19 protein-coding genes are annotated in these 20,724 nt (G+C 52.2%); 12 read left to right on the top strand and 7 right to left on the bottom strand.

The genetic code is table 11. From position 1 onward, the window contains the following. The first annotated feature begins 78 nt into the window (after nt 1-78). Entirely contained in the window at nt 79-1,620 is a 1,542-nt protein-coding gene (locus MWU63_RS01260) for a trimethylamine methyltransferase family protein (RefSeq protein ID WP_213887972.1), read from the top strand. Here MWU63_RS01260 and MWU63_RS01255 read toward each other — a convergent pair. Beyond that, nucleotides 1,617-1,910 carry a DUF6477 family protein gene (locus MWU63_RS01255; RefSeq protein ID WP_213887973.1) on the bottom strand — a complete coding sequence of 98 codons (294 nt, stop codon included), beginning with the start codon at nt 1,908-1,910 and terminating at the stop codon, nt 1,617-1,619. The two genes, MWU63_RS01260 and MWU63_RS01255, sit on opposite strands and share 4 nt — an antisense overlap. A 207-nt stretch (nt 1,911-2,117) precedes the next feature. Between MWU63_RS01255 and MWU63_RS01250 the strand changes: the two genes are divergently transcribed. Both MWU63_RS01250 and lipA read left to right on the top strand, forming a co-directional pair. Next, nucleotides 2,118-3,254 (top strand): DUF6456 domain-containing protein, encoded by a 1,137-nt coding sequence (locus MWU63_RS01250; protein WP_213888151.1) that lies wholly within the window; start codon nt 2,118-2,120, stop codon nt 3,252-3,254. Nucleotides 3,255-3,435: 181 nt separating this feature from the next. After that, the gene (gene lipA / locus MWU63_RS01245; RefSeq protein ID WP_213887974.1) at nt 3,436-4,386 is read left to right on the top strand and encodes a lipoyl synthase; all 951 of its coding nucleotides are present in this window, start codon (nt 3,436-3,438) and stop codon (nt 4,384-4,386) included. A gap of 288 nt (nt 4,387-4,674) precedes the next feature. Here the strand turns inward: lipA and hpt are convergent, their stop codons facing one another. Next, complete coding sequence (gene hpt / locus MWU63_RS01240) at nt 4,675-5,226, bottom strand: hypoxanthine phosphoribosyltransferase (RefSeq protein ID WP_213887975.1); 552 nt, start codon at nt 5,224-5,226, stop codon at nt 4,675-4,677. A 71-nt stretch (nt 5,227-5,297) separates the two neighbouring features. Between hpt and MWU63_RS01235 the strand changes: the two genes are divergently transcribed. Then, on the top strand, nt 5,298-5,744 hold the full coding sequence (locus tag MWU63_RS01235; protein ID WP_213887976.1) for a type II toxin-antitoxin system RatA family toxin: 447 nt from the start codon (nt 5,298-5,300) through the stop codon (nt 5,742-5,744). Nucleotides 5,745-5,952: 208 nt separating this feature from the next. Here MWU63_RS01235 and MWU63_RS01230 read toward each other — a convergent pair whose 3' ends face one another. The 5 genes from MWU63_RS01230 to MWU63_RS01210 all read right to left on the bottom strand — a co-directional run bounded on the left by MWU63_RS01230 (nt 5,953) and on the right by MWU63_RS01210 (nt 10,003). Then, nucleotides 5,953-6,369, bottom strand: coding sequence for a hypothetical protein (locus MWU63_RS01230; protein ID WP_213887977.1), 417 nt, complete (start codon nt 6,367-6,369; stop codon nt 5,953-5,955). Between the two features lie 190 nt (nt 6,370-6,559). Beyond that, on the bottom strand, nt 6,560-7,741 hold the full coding sequence (locus tag MWU63_RS01225; RefSeq protein WP_213887978.1) for an ammonium transporter: 1,182 nt from the start codon (nt 7,739-7,741) through the stop codon (nt 6,560-6,562). 161 nt (nt 7,742-7,902) lie between these two features. Next, a complete protein-coding gene (locus tag MWU63_RS01220; RefSeq protein ID WP_213887979.1) occupies nt 7,903-8,373 on the bottom strand; it encodes a CinA family protein in 471 nt (156 codons plus the stop codon). Next, entirely contained in the window at nt 8,370-8,861 is a 492-nt protein-coding gene (locus MWU63_RS01215; RefSeq protein WP_213887980.1) for a phosphatidylglycerophosphatase A, read from the bottom strand. Before MWU63_RS01215 ends, MWU63_RS01220 begins: the two co-directional genes overlap by 4 nt. Further along, entirely contained in the window at nt 8,858-10,003 is a 1,146-nt protein-coding gene (locus MWU63_RS01210; protein ID WP_247076736.1) for a bifunctional 2-C-methyl-D-erythritol 4-phosphate cytidylyltransferase/2-C-methyl-D-erythritol 2,4-cyclodiphosphate synthase, read from the bottom strand. Before MWU63_RS01210 ends, MWU63_RS01215 begins: the two co-directional genes overlap by 4 nt. 193 nt (nt 10,004-10,196) lie before the next feature. On the opposite strand from MWU63_RS01210, the gene dusB reads away from it, so the two are divergent. From dusB to hfq, 8 genes are all read left to right on the top strand, one after another. After that, nucleotides 10,197-11,171, top strand: coding sequence for a tRNA dihydrouridine synthase DusB (dusB, locus tag MWU63_RS01205; protein WP_213888152.1), 975 nt, complete (start codon nt 10,197-10,199; stop codon nt 11,169-11,171). After that, entirely contained in the window at nt 11,168-12,244 is a 1,077-nt protein-coding gene (locus MWU63_RS01200; protein WP_213887982.1) for an ATP-binding protein, read from the top strand. The genes dusB and MWU63_RS01200 overlap by 4 nt, the downstream gene beginning before the upstream one ends. Then, nucleotides 12,244-13,611, top strand: a complete 1,368-nt coding sequence (locus MWU63_RS01195; RefSeq protein ID WP_247076734.1) for a response regulator — start codon at nt 12,244-12,246, stop codon at nt 13,609-13,611. Before MWU63_RS01200 ends, MWU63_RS01195 begins: the two co-directional genes overlap by 1 nt. Before the next feature lie 172 nt (nt 13,612-13,783). Next, the gene (locus MWU63_RS01190) at nt 13,784-15,970 is read left to right on the top strand and encodes a PAS domain-containing sensor histidine kinase (protein WP_247076839.1); all 2,187 of its coding nucleotides are present in this window, start codon (nt 13,784-13,786) and stop codon (nt 15,968-15,970) included. Between the two features lie 10 nt (nt 15,971-15,980). Beyond that, entirely contained in the window at nt 15,981-17,393 is a 1,413-nt protein-coding gene (locus MWU63_RS01185) for a sigma-54 dependent transcriptional regulator (protein WP_213887985.1), read from the top strand. 60 nt (nt 17,394-17,453) lie between these two features. Beyond that, nucleotides 17,454-18,830, top strand: a complete 1,377-nt coding sequence (gene trkA, locus MWU63_RS01180) for a Trk system potassium transporter TrkA (RefSeq protein ID WP_213887986.1) — start codon at nt 17,454-17,456, stop codon at nt 18,828-18,830. A gap of 3 nt (nt 18,831-18,833) precedes the next feature. Continuing rightward, nucleotides 18,834-20,354 carry a potassium transporter TrkG gene (locus tag MWU63_RS01175; protein WP_213887987.1) on the top strand — a complete coding sequence of 507 codons (1,521 nt, stop codon included), beginning with the start codon at nt 18,834-18,836 and terminating at the stop codon, nt 20,352-20,354. Nucleotides 20,355-20,489: 135 nt separating this feature from the next. Then, nucleotides 20,490-20,723, top strand: coding sequence for an RNA chaperone Hfq (hfq, locus tag MWU63_RS01170; protein ID WP_213887988.1), 234 nt, complete (start codon nt 20,490-20,492; stop codon nt 20,721-20,723). Nucleotide 20,724: the final 1 nt, after the last annotated feature.

Raw genomic sequence — 20,724 nt, 5'->3', positions numbered from 1 at the left:
CGCTAAGTTGCCAATGCGTTTTCGATATCTTGGTAGAGAAACTGGTGCCACACACCAAATAATTCGGAGATCAGCAAAATGACAGAAGCACAATCCACGCGACGTGCAAGAGGTGGCGGCGCCGCGCGGCGCGCAGAACGCAGTGCAGTCAGTGTAGAAACGGCGAAATATATCGAACGCAACATTCCCAATCTGGAATTTCTAAACGAAGAAGCGTTGCAGATTATCGAGGAAAATGCCGAAACCGTTCTGGAAGAAATTGGCGTAAATTTTGTTGAATGCCCCGAGGCGCTGGAAATCTGGCGTGAAGCCGGTGCCGAAATTGATGGCGAACGCGTACGCATTCCGCGCGGTCTCTGCCGTGAGCTGATCAAAACCGCACCGTCCCACTACACACAACACGCGCGCAACCCAGCGCGCAATGTCGTTATTGGTGGTAAAAGTCTGGTCCTGGCACCGGTCTATGGCCCGCCATTTGTTCGGGATGCCGAGGGCGGCCGTCGATACGCAACGATTGATGATTTCAAGAAATTCGTGAAACTTGGCTATATGTCAAAATGGCTGCACCACTCTGGCGGTACGGTCTGCGAGCCGACCGACGTGCCGGTGAACAAACGCCACCTTGATATGTTGCACGCCCATATGACGCTTTCTGACAAGCCTTACATGGGATCTGTTACAGAGCCGTCCCGTGCTCAGGACTCGATCGAGATGAGCGAAATTTTGTTCGGCAAGGAATTTGTTGCCGATAATGCGGTCATGACCTCACTGATCAACATCAACTCACCGCTGACCTTTGACCCGATCATGGTCGGTGCGCTGGACGTGTACGCGCGGGCCGGGCAGGGCTGTATCATTTCGCCCTTTATCGTTGGTGGTGCGATGGCGCCTGTTTCGGTGATGGGGACTCTGACGCAGGTTCTGGCAGAAGTTCTGGCAGGCATCGCCTACAGCCAGTTGCTGCGCAAAGGTGCGCCGGTAATTTTCGGCTGCTTCGTAACATCGATTGACATGAACTCTGGTGCGCCAACATTTGGTACACCCGAAGCTTCACAAATCCTTTATGGGGCAGGGCAGTTGGCACGCCGCCTTAACCTTCCCTTCAGATCGGGTGGTGGTTTGTGTGGCTCAAAGCTTCCGGACGCTCAGGCCGCTTATGAAACTGCCCACACACATAATGCAGCCCTGCTTGGTGGCGTAAACTTCATGCTACACGCCTGCGGCTGGCTTGAAGGCGGTCTTGTGTCCTCGTTCGAAAAATTTGTTATGGATGCCGATCAGCTTGGTGTTCTTCATCACATCGCAAAGGGCGTGGATATTTCCGAAAACGGACAGGGAATGGATGCGATCCGCGAAGTTGGCCCAGGCGGACACTACCTTGGGTGTGCCCACACTCAAGCCAACTTCAAAGACGCCTTCTGGCGGTCAAACCTGCTGGACTACAGACCCTTTGAAACATGGGACGAAGATGGCGCCAAGGATACGCAGGCGCTTGCATCCGAACGGGTTGCCAGATTGCTGGCAGACTATCAGCAACCGGTGCTGGACCCTGCAATTTCTGAGGCACTGGATGCCTACGTCGCGACCAAAAAGGAATCTATGCCAGACGCGTTTTATTAATTTGCCTGCCGTTTGCCGAGCACCAAACTTGCTTCGGAAACCAAGGCAATCATAATATCGACATGACGGGTGATGCTGTAGTCGGCATCGCCCGTTTTTCTTTTTTCTTCCAGAATGTCCTCTTCTGAAAGGAGATTGCTGATTGCCGTTTCAGGCATTGGCAGGTTACGGCTTTTCAGGACTCGCCGCAGGTCACGCTCGCGCCGGTAGTCGGCTGATCCCAGTCGCGCTGCACGCATCAGCAACCCCGGGCGGCGGAGGGATTTTAAAATTTTCATCAGATCGCTCATCAGGTTTCTCCATCAAGTTCTGACGACAGGGTGACTCAGTTTTCTGGTGTGTTGCGCCTTTGGCGGATGCTCCGTTCGATGGTTTCAGTATTGTTTAGCTTTTAGAAACAATGCTTCTGAAATCTGGAAAATTTAACGTTGAGGCAAACAATTCAAATTTAGATTGTTGGTGTTCAATCCGCAGCCAAGAAAGGGACAGAAGTGGCGATGATGTTTGCAGACGGTTCAGGGTCCGGCGCGAAGGCACCATTGCCAAATTGGGTACCACAATCGGCGCAACGTTATCTTATGCACACCGAAAAGGGGCTTTCCATGCGCGCCGTTGCGCGAACAGCGGGATGCCATGCATCAACTGTTATGCGCCAGGTCAGGCAGCTTGAAAACCGGCGGGATGATCCGCTGATTGATGATGCCTTGCGCCGCCTTAGCCGGGAACATTTCCAGATCGCACCAGAGACGCAGAAAAAGGAAACGTCCAAAATGAATGCCGCTGTCAGACATACCAAAGGCTCGTCCGCAGAACCAAATATTGATCGCGAAGCGCGCCGTATCTTACGCAGGCTTGGGGAAACTGGTGCAGTTCTCGCGGTAGCACACGAACTTGATATGGCCGTCGTGGTCAGGAATTTGCCGAACGGGAAAAATACAAGAACGGCTGTCGTACAGCGCGAAATCGCAGAAGCGATGGCCCTGAAAGATTGGATCAAGTGCACGAAATCCGGAAAAATCGCACAATATGAAATAACCTCATCCGGGCGAGCAGCGTTAAAACGGTTGCTGAGCGCCAGCGATGCAACGCAACCTGGTTTCAACGATGCACAGGCTGTCTTCGCAGATCAGCACCGGATCTGGGATAAAAAGCAGGTTGCAGAGCGCGAGGACGGGACCAGTCGTCGATATCGCTATAACGCTGCGGAATCACCATTGGCCGGACTTGCACGACGAAAGAACAAAAACGGAGAGCCCTTTTTATCAGATGACCTTGTTGCCGCAGGCGAACGACTGCGAGAGGACTTTGAACTCGCTCATATGGGGCCTCGCGTTGCACAGAACTGGGAAAAGTTCCTGACCGCTGGAGTTCGGGGTGGTTTCAGAAATGACAACAATATCGCCGAAGGACCCTCGGCCGCACGAGAACGGGTATCCTTGGCACTAAAAGACCTTGGGCCGGGTCTTGGCGATGTTGTCCTGCGATGCTGTTGTTATCTTGAAGGAATGGAAGTCGCGGAAAAACGCTTGGGGTGGTCGGCCAGATCGGGGAAAATCGTCCTTCGTATCGCGCTGCAACGTCTGAAACGACACTATGATGAAACGCATGGGAAATACGGCCCGTTGATTGGTTGAAGCCAGTACATTGAAAAGCGACGCAGGGTTCTTACGGCGCTTTTCATTCCGCGTGGATCGTTTTTAGTCCAAGTGAGTACTAAGTGAAGGCGATGTTGCGGGAAAAACCAGTCTCTTGGCGACCTTCTCTGGCGCTCCCCGAAGAATTCCTTATATTGGCGACGAATAAGGGGACTATTTCATGCGCAACCTTAAAATCCCATCCGAACGACACCCGGAAAAGGCCCATAAGGCTGACAACGCTCCGCTTAAGAAACCAAGCTGGATTCGCGTCAGGGCACCCGGTGGGGCGGGGTATGCGGAAACCCATAAGATCATGCGTGATAATAAGCTGGTGACAGTTTGCGAAGAGGCCGGCTGCCCCAACGTTGGTGAATGCTGGAGCCAGGGCCACGCCACCATGATGATCATGGGCGAGGTTTGTACACGGGCCTGTACCTTCTGCAACATTGCAACAGGCAAACCACCCGAAGCTCTGGATGTTTTTGAGCCGGGCCGCGTTGCTGATGCTGTCAAGAAACTGGGACTGAACCATGTTGTGATCACCTCGGTCGACCGCGATGATGTTGAAGATGGCGGTGCCGAGCATTTCGCACGGACAATCCGCGCGGTGCGTCGTCAGTCCCCGAACACGACGATCGAGATTCTGACTCCCGATTTCATTCGGTGCGACCCGAGCGTACTAGAACTCGTCGTTGCGGCGAAGCCCGATGTTTTCAACCACAATCTTGAAACTGTTCCGGGGCTTTACCCCGAGGTTCGCCCCGGCGCCCGGTATTTCCATAGTTTGCGGCTCCTTCAGCGTGTGAAAGAGCTTGATCCATCAATGTTCACCAAATCCGGCATCATGGTTGGCCTTGGCGAAGACCGGCAAGCAGTGATTCAGGTGATGGAAGACATGCGCGCCGCTGACATTGATTTTCTGACGATCGGCCAGTACCTGCAACCTACTGTGAAACACCACCGTGTAGATCGCTTCGTCACACCGGATGAGTTCAAATCCTATGAAAAAGCGGCTTATGGCAAGGGTTTTTTAATGGTTTCTGCGACTCCGCTGACACGGTCAAGTTATCATGCAGGTGATGATTTTGCCCGGCTGCGCGAAGCCCGGCACAAGAAACTGAACGGTTAAGGGCGATATTTCGAAGGGTACTGCGGAAGCAACCCATCGGACCAACCGAACAGCAGTTCTGACCCCCAAATCAGCAAGCATATTACGATTATCGACAGAACCAGAATGACGCGCTTTTCACTTGGCGGTTTGCGCGCCCATTTTGCCATTCTAAGAAGATGTCGTGGGTTCACGAAAGTTTTCCTGTTTATTGGTCACAAAGCATAGGCGCGGCGGTCTGCAGCCCATTACTGTCAGAGCGATTCTTAACACGATTCCCTGTTTTCAGGAGTTAACACCTGAATCAGGTCAGGCCTGCTCTGCTTCCGTGAAGCGAACTTTGCCGATATGAGGTAAATTTCTGTTACGTTGCGCAAAATCAATTCCATAGCCAACAACAAATTCATCCGGAATTTCAAACCCGGTCCAGTCTGCTTTTACATCCACCTCGCGACGCGACGGTTTATCAAGCAGCGCAATGGTTTTCAGGCGATGAGGTTCTCTTGATTGCAAAAGGCCAATAACGTGCTTCAGGGTGAAGCCGGTATCAACGATATCTTCGACCAAAAGAACATCTCGCCCACCAATTTCGCCGCGCAAGTCCTTGAGAATGCGGACTTCACGGGAACTTTCTGTTCCGTCCCCATAAGACGAAGCCTCAAGAAAATCGACTTCGACAGGCAGGTCAAGTTCCCGAACGAGGTCAGCAATGAAAACGAAAGACCCACGCAGCAGTCCAACCACCACCAGCTTATCGGTACCCTGAAATTCTTCTTTGATTTCGCGGGCCAGCTCTTCTATTCGGGCCGCGATCGACTTGGCTGAGATCATTGTATCGATGACATATGGCCGCGTTGGCATGGTGTTCCCCTTGATTTTCCCGCCTCAGTCTACGAAATGACGGCGCTAAGTCACAAGAGAATTGGTTCAAAATGCCGACACATGGTGAAAAAAGGGTTCTGCCGTATCAGGCACAACAGATGTTTGATCTGGTTGCAGATGTTTCAAGCTACCCAAAGTTTTTACCCTGGTGCGCTGCGTCGCGCATTCGGTCGCGCAAGGAAGAGGACGTGACAGAAATACTGACCGCCGATCTGGTCATTTCCTTTAAGGTGTTTCGGGAACGATTTGGCAGCAGGGTCACTTTGAACCAGCCGGATATGCGCATTGATACCGAGTATCTGGATGGGCCGTTCAAATACCTCAGATCCTATTGGAAATTTTGCGATTTGCCCAAGGGCGGATGCGAAGTTGAATTCTTTGTCGATTTTGAATTCAAAAACCTGATTTTGCAAAAGCTGATCGGTGTCGTTTTCAATGAAGCGATGAACCGGATTGTTTGCGCTTTTGAGCAGCGCGCAGAGCAACTTTATAAATGAAGTAGATCCTTGCATTGGCAAAAACTCGATTTAGGGGAGCTTAAGGTCGGAACTCATTAATCCGGAATCTTGGCCGTGTCCGGTTTGAACCCAAGGCAGTCATCCAGATACTCTAGCAATTCGAGGTTTTGGCTCTGCCTCGGGGCATTTCTTGGTGGCGGATGCAGGTCTAGTAGCTGGGACGAACCGGATGGTATGTAGCGGCCAGTTACTCCAACACCTTGAAGGCAAACATCCGTGAGATCATCGCGCCGCCATGAAAAAGCGTTTCGTAGCGATTGTCGTCCAGTGCAGCCACTGTGAAGCAATTCACGCGTTCTCCGGTCGATTCACCCCACTTGGTCAATTCATAGCAAAGTACGTTGTCGGTGATTTCCCAGGTCCCTGTATCAAAGCAATCGCCATCTGTGCTGCCGACTCTCAAACAAACTGATCCGCTATCATTCCAATTCCAGAGTCCATATTCCGCATGTTCAGCCTGCCATATGCCTCCAAGCGCCAGTTTTTTTAGCGCTTCACCATCAAGTTCCTGCGCCAGTGCGGGGTGCATGACACCAGATACGACCGTTACGAACAGCACCAAAACTACGGACCAACAAATCTTTCCAACCGCAAAGAACGCCATTCTCTTGTTTCCTTCCTTTAGCCTATTGTTTCTCGCCGCCTGTTTCCCAGAGTGTTAGTGGCGGCAAATCACACAATCTCAAGACTGTCGCTGAACGTATGATGTTGGAGTGTAGTCCAATACTAAGCCAGAGTCAGCTTCGTCCCGCACACCGGACCATCGATCTATTTTGGTTTATCGTGTCTCAACCCTACGACATAATATCGTAAGCCCGTTCGCCGTGCACCTCGAGGTCGAGCCCATTCACCTCTGTCTCATGATCCACCCGAATAGGTGTAATCAGACCGACCAGTTTGATCAGAACCACCGTAACAACCACTGTGAACGCACCGACAACTGCCAAACCACCCAGTTGCGCCGCCCAGCTGCCTGCGCCAAACACCGCAATCATGATCGTCCCGAATATTCCCCCGATACCGTGGACTGCGAAAACATCTAGTGTATCGTCGATCATCAGTTTGTTGCGGATCACTGTAACCGCTTCCTGACACAGAATGCCCGCAATGCCGCCGATCACCAGAGCTTCAACCGGGCCTATAAATCCGGATGCAGGGGTGATCGAGGCTAGCCCGGCTATCGTTCCCGTCACAATGCCAACCAGTGAGGCTTTGCCGTATTTGATCTTTTCCCACAGCGCCCAGGTTAACGAGGCTGTTGCAGCCGAAATATGCGTCACGGTCAGCGCCATTGCAGCGCCACCATCGGCGGCAAGTTGTGAGCCACCGTTAAAGCCGAACCAGCCAACCCAAAGCATCGCGGCCCCGATCATCACAAAGCCCGGGTTGTGTGGCGGGGTTGTCCGGTGACGGCGCGGCCCCAGGAACACCGCAACAAGGAGTGCGGCAATGCCTGCTGTTTCATGGACGACAATACCGCCAGCAAAATCCTTCACTCCGACTTCGCCAAAGATGCCACCGTCTGACAGCATGCCACCACCCCAGATCCAATGCACAACCGGCGCATAGCACAGAAGCATCCAGAGACCTGAAAACAGCAGAACAAATCCAAACCCGATGCGTTCAACATAGGCTCCAACGATGAGCGCTGGAGTGATGATGGCAAAGGTCATCTGAAAGACAAAGAACAGGACCTCGGGCAGGGTGCCCGTCAGGCTGTCTGCAGTGACACCCGCCAGAAACATCTTTCCAAGACCGCCCCAATAGGGTGAACCGGAGTCTCCAAAGGCGATGGAGTAGCCTGCAACCAGCCAGAGAATGCTCATCAAACAGGCGATGGCATAACATTGCATGAAAACGCTCAGCACATTTCGCGCGCGAACCAAACCGCCATAAAACAGCGCAAGCCCCGGCAAAGTCATAAAAAGAACCAGTGCTGTGGCCACGATAATCCAGGCGGTGTCCGCTCCGTTCATTTTAGTCTCCGTTCCCAATTTGGTTTTGAGTAGCGGTCAGACAGGGTTCACGGTGCAAAGAAAAGCATCACTGCTCTGAAACGCGCATAAAATGAAGGCAGTTTTGAAAGTGATCAAATTTTAGGCGGCCTGAAAGGTCAATGCATATAGAATGAGCAATGTCAGGATGCTGCTTTGAGGAAAATATTAAGTGCATGTGCGACGGCGGCTAAGCGTACATTTTTGCGCCCCAAGGCACCGAATTCCACAGTTTCAGCAAAGGTTTCAGCACTGGATTTTGCCAAACCGAAGCAAACTCGCCCTTCTGGTTTGAAATCGCTTCCGCCGGGGCCCGCAATCCCGGTCACCGACACGGCAATATCGGCGGCGGAATTTTGTAGCGCACCTTCTGCCATTTCAAACGCAACCTGTTCGGAAACGGCACCAAAGGCTTCAAGGGTTTCCGTCCGGACACCAAGCATTTCAACTTTCGCTTCATTCGTATACGTCACAAACCCGCGGTCAAAAATATCGGAGGACCCGGCAACTTCAGTGATCGCGCCGGAAAGCAAACCGCCCGTGCAGCTTTCCGCTGTCGAAACCTTCAGATTAGCCGCACGGCATTTAGCCAAGAGTGTTTCAGCGTCGTTCATAATCCCAGCACCCCATGTGTTAAGCCTGCAGCCAGCGTAACCACCAGTGCCGCCAATACACCGGCGATTATATCATCCAGCATCACACCCAAAGCCGTGCTTTTCCGATCAGCCCAGCCCACCGGGCCGGGCTTCCAGATGTCAAACAGTCGGAAGGCCAAGAATGCCGTTATGATACCGGGGTAAAGCGCCAGCATGTCGCCACCCGCGTGAACCGCACCGAACGAAACGGGCAATAGTGCAATCCATTGGCCCGCTACTTCATCAATCACGATTTCCGATGGATCATGGTCTTCTTTACCGCGTGTCGCATTTGCAGTTGCCCACCAGCCAATGAAAAAAACCAGCAGTGTCGCGATCACCAGGGCCGGAAAGCCGCCCAGCAGATGAATGAGGTATGCGACAGGAAGGGCAGCAGCAGATCCCCAGGTTCCCGGGGCAGGGCGTAACAAACCTACGCCAAAGAAAGTTGCAATAACCCGGCTCATCTGCGCACCAACGTCACGCTCGCCATGGATGCGATACCCTCTTTTCGCCCGGTAAACCCAAGGCGTTCCGAGGTGGTCGCTTTCACGCTTATCCGGCCGACTTCGAGCCCCATGATACGCGCCATGGTTTCGCGCATCGCAACGGTATGCGGTCCAATTTTTGGATACTCACAAATCAATGTGCAGTCCGTATTCGATATTTCGAAACCGTGTTCTTTCGCCCGATCAACAGCATGGCGTAAAAAGATATCACTGGCAGCCCCTTTCCATTGCGGATCAGAAGGCGGGAAGTGCTGGCCAATATCGCCTTCAGCCAAAGCACCGTAAATTGCGTCTGTCACTGCGTGCATTCCAACATCAGCGTCTGAGTGGCCTTGCAGACCTCGTTCGTGCGGAACTGAAACTCCGCAAAGCACAACATGGTCACCGGGGCCAAAGCGATGCACGTCAAACCCGTTACCAACCCGTATATCCATCTTCGTTCCCAGTATTTTTTCCGCCCGCTTAAAATCATCAGAATGGGTGAGTTTCAGGTTTTCCTCGTCACCTTCAACAAGCGCAACATCAAGCCCATAGGCAAGGGCAACCTCAACGTCATCTGCAGCGCCGCCTTTATGTTCAGAATGGGCCGCACGAATTGCAGAGAGCTGAAAACCCTGTGGCGTCTGCGCGCGATACAACCCATCGCGTGGTTCCGTCTTTGTAATACGTTCAGCGTCTGCCCGCCATAAAGCATCGGTCACGGCCAGTGCAGGTGCAGCCCCGTCTGATGTTTCGAGCGCATCCAATACTCTGTTAATAATACCTTCGGAAACCAAGGGACGGGCACCATCGTGAATAAGCACCTTATCGCAGGTGGCCGAGACGGCTTCCAAACCCGCCTGAACCGAGGCATCACGTGTTTCCCCGCCGTTTACCAACCTTACCAGAGGGCGCGAAGGCAGCGTAACAGTTGCATCCAGATGCGTCATATCCTCTGGATTGATCACCAGAATAATTTCACTGATAGCAGGTGATGCGACAAAGGCATTGATCGTGCGGCTCAGCACGGTTTGCCCTGCAAGAAGCTGATATTGCTTTGGAATATCCCCGCCTGCACGTGATCCGCGCCCTGCTGCTACAATGATGGCCGCTGTCGACATGTACTCTCCGCTTTTCTGCTTCTTGTCTAAGGTTTTCGGAAAGAGGTGACAATGGCGGCATTTCACTGCATATATGCTCAATTTTTAGGCATATATGAAATGAGCGCTCTAAAAATCAGCAGATTTATTGCCCACTTATCGGTAACTGGATAAAACCCCGCTGTGCACAAGGATTAAGCAATTGCCACTTCAAATGGCCAAACTCGATTTTGCCCCCCCTGTATTCCTCGCGCCTCTGGCTGGAATTACTGATCTTCCGTTCCGCAATCTTGTTTCAGGTTTCGGCGCGGGATTGGTGGTGAGTGAAATGGTTGCGAGCCATGAAATCATGCAGGCAAAACCCGGCGCCCGCGAGAAAGCCGAACTCGGTTTTGGTGTCGAAAACACCGCTGTGCAAATTGCAGGGCGTGAAGCGCGCTGGATGACCGAAGCTGCAAAGCTAATAGAAGGAAACGGTGCGCGGCTAATAGACATAAACATGGGATGCCCGGCAAAGAAAGTCGTTAACGGCTACTCTGGCTCTGCCTTAATGCGCGACCTCGACCACGCCCTGCATTTGATCGACGCTGTCGTTGCAGCCGTGAACATCCCGGTGACACTTAAAACCCGTCTTGGCTGGGATGAGACGCTTATCAATGCACCCGAACTGGCCCGACGGGCAGAAGCGGCAGGCATTCAGATGATAACAATACATGGCCGTACCCGCTGCCAGTTCTTCAAAGGGCGCGCCGATTGGGCAGCAATTCGTACTGTGAAAGACTCAGTGAAGATTCCTGTGGTCGCAAACGGCGATATCGATTCACCTGAAACAGCCGCTGAAGCCCTTCGGTTGTCAGGCGCTGACGGTGTCATGATCGGGCGTGGTGCTCAGGGCGCGCCATGGCGGCTGGCAGAAGTCGCAGCGGCGTTGTTTGGAGCACCGGCACCAAAGGTTCCAACCGGTTCAGATTTCGCCGAGATGGTATGCAACCACTATGACGCAATGATCAGTTTCTATGGTGAAAAGCTCGGAAACCGCGTCGCGCGCAAGCATTTGGGTTGGTACATGGATGGGGTGAATGTGGAATCAGGCATCCGAAAAGCTGTTTTAACCGAGAAAGACCCCGCAAAAGTGCTCCGGTTGCTTCCGGATGCGCTTTTAGCCACACAACGGGAAATGGTTGCATGAGCGGTATTGGTGGCGCTTTATGGTCGTCTTTACCTGTGCCTGCTTTGTTGCTGGACGAAAACAACACAATATCGGAAAGCAACACCGCGGCAGAAAACTTTCTGAACTTGTCTCAGCGTGCTCTTCTAGGAGGGCCCGTCTGGGACAAGCTAAGGGTCGATGCCCCGCTGGAAGAAGCGCTAGCGCGCGTGCGGCGTGATCAATCCCCCCTCTTTATCAATGACGTGGATGTCGGAAGCGGAGCACGGATACCGGTGCAGTGCCAGATTCAGATTGCACCCCTCATTGATCGTCCGACACAGATATTAGTGCTGATCTCACCTCACGAAATCGCTGGCCGTCTGGGGCGTAAACATTCGGTAACGACGGCTGCCAAATCCGCAATTGGCATGGCCGAAATGCTGGCACATGAAATTAAAAATCCGCTTGCTGGTATCACAGGCGCCGCTCAGCTTTTATCGATGAACCTGTCGAACGAAGATCAGGAACTCACAGATCTGATCGTCGGAGAAAGCCGACGTATTGTGAAGCTGCTTGAACAGGTTGAACAGTTTGGCAATCTGCTGCCACCGGACCGGAAACCTGTAAATATACACGATGTGCTCGACAGGGCGCGCCGCTCAGCTTTGGTCGGGTTTGCGCCTTGCATGACCATAATTGAAGACTACGATCCGTCCCTGCCACAAACATTGTGCGACTCGGATCAGCTGTTGCAGGTTTTCTTGAATCTTCTGAAAAATGCAACGCAGGCCGCAGGAAGTGCGGGCGGTACGATACGCATCCGGACGTATTATGACCAGGCGCTTCGGCTTCGGCGCAAAGACGGGAACAGTATGCAATTGCCACTTCAGGTGGAAATAATTGATGATGGACCCGGACTACCGCCCGAAATTGCCGCTGAAATTTTTGAACCCTTCGTGTCAGGGCGTGAAAACGGCACGGGGCTGGGCCTTGCTCTGGTAAGCAAAATAATTGCTGATCATGATGGCTGGATAGCAGTCGAAAGCGCACCAGGGCGCACCTCTTTTCGTGTCTCACTCCCCATCGCACCCCCTAAAACCGAGGAAAGCTAATGGACGGAACAGTTCTGATCGCCGATGACGACCGTACAATTCGCACGGTTCTGACGCAGGCCTTAACCCGCGCCGGATGCAGGGTGCATGCAACCTCTGCCCTAACGACATTGATGCGTTGGGTGACAGAAGGGAAAGGCGATCTGGTAATCTCAGATGTCGTTATGCCAGATGGGAACGGGCTAGAAATGTTGCCCCGAATATCAGAATTGCGCCCGGGCTTGCCTGTTATCGTCATATCCGCGCAGAACACGATCATGACGGCAATTCAGGCCGCCGAGGCAGAGGCGTATGATTATCTTCCGAAACCCTTTGATCTGCCAGATTTGATGAAGCGCGCAGCACGGGCACTTGACCAGAAACGTTTTGCGCCCTCGACCCGCGTGGATGAAGAGGTCACGCCCGAAGATGACTTGCCTCTCGTTGGAAGAAGCCCGCAAATGCAAGAGCTGTACAGGCTTGTTGCGCGCGTCATGAACACCGACATTCCCGTGTTAATTTCCGGAGAGAGTGGAAGTGGGAAATCACTCATCGCGCGCGCGATCCACGATTTCGGCGATCGGCGTGCTTTGCCATTTGTCGTTGCGGATTTACAGGAGCTGGACAGCAGTGACGGGCCATCAGAAATTCTGGCTGGGGTGCGCGGTGGTTCACTGTTGTTCGAAGAGGTTGGCGATCTAAGCACGAGTGCACAGGCCCGCGTTGTCAGAATGTTGGACAGCCTTCCGAACAATGCGCCGCGTGTCATGGCGACAAGCCAGACAAACCTCGAGCAAAAACTCAAAGACGGAGAATTTCGACAGGATCTTTTCTACAGGCTTGGCGGGGTGACTATTTCTGTCCCGCCGTTGCGCGAGCGTGTCGAAGATATTCCGCTTCTGACAGAGCATTTTTTAACACGTGCAGAACGGGACGGGGCCACGTTGCGTTCCATGTCCGATTCCGCCATGACACTGGTGCGGCGCTACAACTGGCCGGGCAACGTGCGCCAATTGGAAAATACGGTCCGCCGGCTTGCGCTCACCGGGGGCGTGGAAGAGATATCCCTCGACGAAGTCGAGGCCGTCCTTGATACCCAACCCATTTCAGAGCCCGTTATCGGATCAAACGAGAAAGACCTTTTGTCCGCATCCGTGCATCGCCACCTCAGGCGTTACTTCGATCTTCACGGAGGAGCACTGCCTCCGGCAGGCCTTTACCAGCGAATCCTAAAAGAAGTCGAACAGCCTCTAATCGAGATCGCACTCGACGCAACGGCCGGAAATCAGGCAAGATGTGCCGATCTTTTGGGAATTAACCGAAATACTTTGCGAAAGAAGATCACAGAGCTGGATATTCGCGTGACACGCCGCAGAAAGTTGATGTAAAACAGCAACAATAGAGTGACCAAAGGGCGTCAGTCCAAATTCAAGGTTACCATATCTGGCGGTCCGTCGCTTTTGCGACACAATAAGATGAGGTCGGCACGTGCCGAACCCGGCGAAACGAACAGCATTCGATCGGATCAGCCGCCTGCGGCGCCAAAAGCGCGTTCAGAATATGGCGACCATTGGTTTGGTCCTTCTCGGCCCTACACTGGCGCTAACAACATTCCTTGTCTTGGGTCCGTTTGACAGCAGCGCGTCTGCCATAAGCCTCAGACTGATACTTCTCGCAGATTTGGTCTATGTGCTTGTGGTCGCGGCACTGGTTTTGCAAAAAGTGGCACGTATGGTCGCGGCACGCAGGGCGCGCTCTGCCGGGTCAAGGTTGCACCTTCGACTAACGGGTGTTTTTGCACTTATTGCGCTTGTCCCAACCGTCCTTGTCGCAATCTTTGCCGGACTAACGCTGAATGTCGGGCTTGAAGGCTGGTTTTCAGATCGCGTCAGGCAGGTTGTCAGCAACTCTCTTTCTGCAGCAGAAGCTTATGAAAACGAACATCGACGCGACCTGATGCGTGACGCCGAAGGTTTAGCGTCATACCTGAACCTCGCACGCCAAGCGTCGTTTTCATTGCCCGACGGGGAGCTTCGCCAGATCCTCACGCAGGGACAGGCGTTGGTGCAACGTGGATTGCGTGAGGCCTATGTCATAGACGGTACAGCGGAAATACGGGCAAGAGGGGAACGTTCGTATCTTTTTGATTTCGAGCGCCCAACTGATGAAGAGATAGAGCGGGCGAATAGTGGCGAAGTCGTCATTATTGAAGACTGGGACAACAATGAGTTTCGTGCTCTTGTAACACTAACAGGTTTTAGCAACCGTATTCTCTACGTGTCCCGTACTGTGGACGGTAACATTCTTAACCTGCTGGACGACACGCAGGAAACTGTGTTGCTGTATCATCAGCTGGAACGGGAACGAGGCCGATTGTTGTTTGAATTTGGCCTGCTTTATCTGGGATTTGCAGTCATCCTTATTCTTGCCGCCATCTGGCTTGGCATGTGGTTTGCTGAAAGGCTGTCGCGACCCGTCGGCAGGCTTGCTGCTGCCGCGCAGCAGGTCGGTTCCGGTGACCTGAATGTCCGCGTAATTGAAGAAGATGGCGATGATGAAATTGCCATGTTGGGCCGTCTTTTCAACCAGATGACGCAACAGTTGAAGGGGCAACGTGACACTTTGCTGGAAAACAACCGCCAGATTGAGCGGCGGCGGCGTCTGTTTGATTCCGTTCTTTCATCCGTAACCGCTGGTGTGATCGGGCTTGACGCAAACGGGCAGGTCGATTTTGTGAACCGGTCCGCAGGCCGGTTGCTTGATCTGCCGGAACACCCCTTGCACCAGAACATTTCACTGTCCGCTCCGGAATTCGGACCGCTTTTTGATCGACTTGCAAACGGTAAACTTGAAAGTGCGCAAGAAGAGATCAAGCTTACGCGGAAAGGTAAACTTGAAGATTTGCTGGTGCGAATGTCTACGCGGCGCAATGCTAAAGGTGAACTTGAAGGCTTTGTTGTTGCCTTTGACGACGTTACGAACCTTGTATCTGCGCAGCGAATGGCCGCCTGGGGCGACGTTGCACGAAGAATTGCACATGAAATAAAGAACCCGCTTACCCCGATCCAGCTCTCCGCTGAAAGGTTGAAGCGTAAATTCAGCCCATTGGTCGGCGACGAAGCCGCAAATCTGGAACAATACACAGACGTCATAGTTCGTCAGACAAATGACCTTCGGCGTATTGTGGATGAATTCTCTAAATTCGCCCGTATGCCAGAACCGGACCGGGGGATTCATGATTTGAACAAACTGCTGCAAGGTGCCGTTTTGTTGCAGGAAAACGCGATGCCCGATGTAAAGATTCTTTCAGAGATTCCAAAGGGAAAATTACGCACGGAAATAGATGCGACGATGATATCTCAGGCGCTTACAAACCTGATAAAGAACGCAGGTGAAGCGACAGAAACACTGCGGGAAAAAGGCGCACCAGATGACTACCAACCTGAAATCAGGGTTGTGATGTCTGTTACGGACCAAAACGTCGAAATCAAGGTATCAGATAACGGAATTGGCTTGCCCGAAGATCGGGCTAAGTTGTTCGAACCCTATGTAACAACGCGCGAAAAAGGAACCGGCCTTGGCCTGCCGATTGTGCGCAAGATAATTGAGGAACATGGCGGCTCGCTCGCCCTGGAAGATGCAGATGTGTTTGAAGGCAATGCGCACAAAGGTGCGTGCGCAATTGTTCACCTGCCAAATATTGTACGTCAGGACACCTCGGGTGACCTGTTTGAAAAGACTGTGTGAGGTACCAAAAATGAGCGACATACTAATCATCGACGATGAACGCGACATCCGAGAATTGGTGTCGGATATTTTAAAGGACGAAGGCTATACCACGCGGCTTGCAGCAAATTCGGACGAATGCATGGCGCAAATCAATGCCGAACCTCCTGCGCTTATGATCCTGGATATTTGGCTTAAAGACAGTCAGATGGATGGGATAGATATTCTCAAGAAAGTAAAGCGCGACAATCCAGAAGTCCCGGTGGTTATCATTTCTGGACACGGTAATATTGAAATTGCGGTCGCTGCGATAAAACAAGGCGCCTATGACTTCATTGAAAAACCTTTCAACATTGATCAGCTGATGGTCGTGATCGTGCGCGCGATGGAGGCATCACGTCTACGGCGTGAAAATACAGAGCTTCGCCGAAAGGATGATCAGGTCGCTGAGATGATAGGCTCCAGTTCAGCGTTCAAGACGCTAAAATCACAACTGGATAAAGTCACAAAATCAAATGGTCGCGTCATGCTAACCGGTCCTGCCGGGGCGGGAAAGGAAGTTGCAGCTAGATATATTCACCAAAACTCCAACAGGGTGTCGAACCCATTTATTACCGTCAGTTCCGCCTCAATCGCGCCGGAACGGATGGAAGAGGTCCTGTTTGGTCGGGAGAATACCGAGCAGGGCATTGAACCCGGTCTTTTGGAACAGGCGAATGGCGGAATTTTGTTCTTTGACGAGGTGGCGGATATGCCGTCGGGAACACAATCAAAAATTCTGCGCGTATTGGTAGACCAGCAGTTCCAGAGGGTTGGTGGCGCGTCAAAAGTTCATGTTGATATTCGCGTTATTTCCAGCACTAACAAAGACTTGGAGCGCGAAATCGAAATCGGGAATTTCAGACAGGAGCTGTTTCACAGATTGAACGTTGTTCCGATCTCTGTTCCTTCGCTTGAGGAACGAAGAGAAGATATTCCGGAACTCGCCCAGTATTTTGTTGAATCCTTCAATAAATCGCAGGGTTTGCCGCTTAGGGAACTGTCTGATGAAGCGCAGGCGCTTCTCCAAACCATGCTTTGGCCCGGAAATGTACGGCAATTAAAAAACGTTGTGGAAAGAGTCCTTATTTTAGGCTCTGACAGCGGCCCGATTGAAGCACGTGAACTCCCACAACAAGATGACGAAAGCGGTGAAGAGGGACGCGTCGTGCTTTCTGGCTCGCTCGCGACCCTACCTCTTCGCGAGGCGCGAGAGCTTTTTGAGCGCGAATATCTGATGACCCAGATAAATCGCTTCGGTGGAAATATTAGCCGCACAGCGAGTTTCGTGGGAATGGAACGTTCTGCACTGCACCGGAAGCTAAAATCACTGAACGTGGTGACATCAAACAAAGCCGGAGCCAGGGTTGCACATGTTGAGGACGATGTTGAAGAAACGCTCTGATTGACCATAGCAGATGAAACTGCCATGCATGGGCTCAATCTCCCGAAGAGGTCGTGAGCGATGAAAGTCATTATCTGTGGGGCGGGACAGGTCGGCTGGCAAATTGCCCGACACCTGTCAGGGGAAAAGAACGACGTCACAGTCGTTGACAACAACCCCGAACTTGTCCGCCGTGCAACCGATACACTAGATGTACAGGGCATCGCTGGCTTTGCCTCGTATCCTGATATTCTTGCTCGCGCAGGGGCTGCTGATGCGGATATGATAATTGCGGCGACCTATTCTGATGAGGTGAATATGGTCACCTGTCAGGTCGCACACTCGGTCTTTGCTATTCCACGAAAAATCGCACGCCTTCGCAGCCAGTCTTACCTTGATGCGATCTACTCTGACCTCTATCGGCGCGACCACATGCCGATCGATGTGGTGATCAGCCCGGAGCGCGAGGTTGCAGCAGCCGCGCTTCAACGGCTGGCAGCACCGACTGCGTTTGACACACAGAGCTTCCTTGAAGGAAAATCACAACTCCTTGGCATCTTGCTGGAAGAAGATTGCCCGGTACTGACAACACCCCTACGCCAGTTAACGGATCTTTTCTCGACGCTGAGCGCCATTGTCGTGGGTGTACGAAGAAAGGGGTCCCTTTTTGCACCCGAACCGGGTGATCAGCTGTTTGCTGGTGATGAAATATACGTTTTCACCCATACGAAAGACATGAATAGAACTCTTGAAGTCTTTGGTAAAAAAACAAAAAAACAAGAACGTGTCGTGATCATCGGCGGTGGGAATGTCGGGCTGGCAGTTGCGCAGGCGCTCGAAAAAAACACCTCGCGCGTTCGGGCCAAGGTAATTGAAAAAAGCCGTGCATGCGCAGAGCGCGCAGCAGACCAACTGGAACGCACGATTGTGTTAAATGGGGATGGTATGAGCACCGTCTTGCTTGCTGAAGCAAATATCGATCGTGCAGATGCTGTGCTTGCCGTGACCGATGACGATAAGACCAATATGCTTGCAGCTGTGCGTGCAAAAGCGGCGGGCTGCCCGATGTCGATCTGCCTGATCAACGATCCGACACTCGTTCCGTTAATGACGCCGCTAAAGATTGATGCCTACATCAACCCGCGTTCTACAACAGTAAGCTCTATCTTGCGGCACATTCGCCATGGCCGCGTCCGAGAAATTTACTCGATCGGAGATGCGGAAGCAGAGGTGATAGAAGCACAGGTTCTATCGACATCGCCAATTTCGGGCCAGACAATCAGGGATATCGACTTTCCCGAAGGTGTCCTTGTTGGGGCCGTGATTAAAAACGGAGAGGTTATCAGACCTGTTGGTGGCACCCGCATTGAAGAGGGTGATGTTATCGCGATATTTGCAATGGCTGCCGATGTTCCAGAGGTAGAGCGCCTGTTGCAGGTATCAATCGATTTCTTCTGAACCATGATTCAGCGCATCCTGTCCCTGCCATTTATTGTGATCCTCATGGGAATAGGGGCGCTCGCTATGCTTGGGCCTGCTGTTTTTGGTTATTTCTCGCGTGATCTACACGATGCTCGCGTATTTCTTTATGGAAGCATCCTGTTTTTTACGCTGACCACATTGATCGGCGTTGCCTCAATGGACAGCCGAAAACACTCTGCGGCGCGTAGCCATCTGTTAGCGATGCTGGGCGCATACGTGCTACTTCCTGTTGTTCTGGCTGTTCCATTCTATGAAGCAGTTGAAAACACAAGTTTTACAAATGCTTACTTTGAAATGGTTTCAAGCCTGACAACAACTGGTGCGACATTGTTTGATGACCCAAACAGGCTTTCGCAGACCGAACATTTGTGGCGCGCTATTGTTGGTTGGATGGGTGGCTTTTTTATTTGGGTAACGGCGATCGCCATTCTGGCACCGATGAATTTGGGCGGTTTTGAAGTCACGGCCACGGGTCGCGTCGGCCATTCAGCCACGGATTTCGTACAAATATCTGACCGGACCGACGCCTCGCGCAGGCTAAGCCGCTCTGCCGCACAATTGTTGCCAATCTATCTGGGGCTGACACTTGCACTTTGGATTTTCCTGATCGTTGCAGGCGACAGCGCTTTTATTGCTTTATGCCATTCTATGTCGACCCTTTCGACAAGCGGGATCTCACCGGTTGGCGGTTTAGCGGGCGGTAACGCAGGTTTGTCTGGCGAATTTCTGGTTTTCATCTTTCTTTTCTTTGCGATTTCGCGTTTGACCTATGCGCCGGAAACGCAGTCAAACTCGCTCAAACTACTTGTCTCTGATCCTGAATTCAGGATGGGTCTTTTTTGTGTTTTGGTGATCCCCGCTTTTTTGTTTTTACGCCACTGGGTCGGGGCCTATGAAATTGATGAGGAAGAAAACATTCTCGGTGCCGTCAGCGCGCTTTGGGGCGGCATTTTCACGGTGTTATCATTTCTAACGACCACAGGCTTTGAATCCAGCGATTGGGATGCAGCACGCGGGTGGTCCGGGCTAAATACGCCTGGCCTGATTTTCGTCGGGTTGTCGATCATTGGCGGCGGGGTGGCAACAACAGCGGGCGGTGTAAAGCTATTGCGCGTATATGCGCTTTACATGCATGGAGCACGCGAACTGGAAAGGCTGGTTCATCCATCCTCTGTTGGCGGATCCGGTCATTCGGCGCGCCACATCAGGCGACAAGGCGCTTATATGGCATGGATATTTTTCATGCTTTTCGCCCTGTCGATAGCTGTTATTACAGCAGCGCTGGCGCTGAATGGATTGTCGTTTGAGAGTTCAATCGTTCTGACTGTTGCCTCTCTTTCGACCACAGGCCCATTGGCCGGAATCGCAGCGGAAACACCGTTAACCTTTGCGGAACTGAACGATATCGGCAAATTGATCACGGGTTCGGCAATGGTTCTGGGGCGCCTTGAAACACTGGCTTTTATAGCGCTTTTAAACCCCGATTTTTGGCGGACTTGACTCCCAATTTCTGAAAGCTATGTAACAGATTGTTTTTTGGGCTGGAATCTCTGGCTGAGGCGTTCCATACTCAATTATTAACTAATATGGCCTGCCGCCGAGGGGCAGAACGACAGAAAAAGGGCGAGAAGACCAATGGCTGCCGATAAACAAAATTTACAAGATGCGTTTTTAAACCACGTTCGTAAGACAAAAGTTCCAGTTACAATTTTCCTGATTAACGGCGTCAAGCTGCAAGGTGTTATCACTTGGTTTGACAATTTTTGCGTCCTGCTGCGCCGCGATGGTCAGTCTCAACTCGTTTACAAACACGCCATTTCAACGATCATGCCATCGACGCCGATTAGCCTTTATGATGGCGAAGAATAAG

The organism is Pseudohalocynthiibacter sp. F2068, from assembly GCF_023015645.1.
GTDB lineage: Bacteria > Pseudomonadota > Alphaproteobacteria > Rhodobacterales > Rhodobacteraceae > Pseudohalocynthiibacter > Pseudohalocynthiibacter aestuariivivens.
Note: the sequence above shows the minus strand (reverse complement) of the source record. Positions and strands in the feature narration are given on the sequence as shown.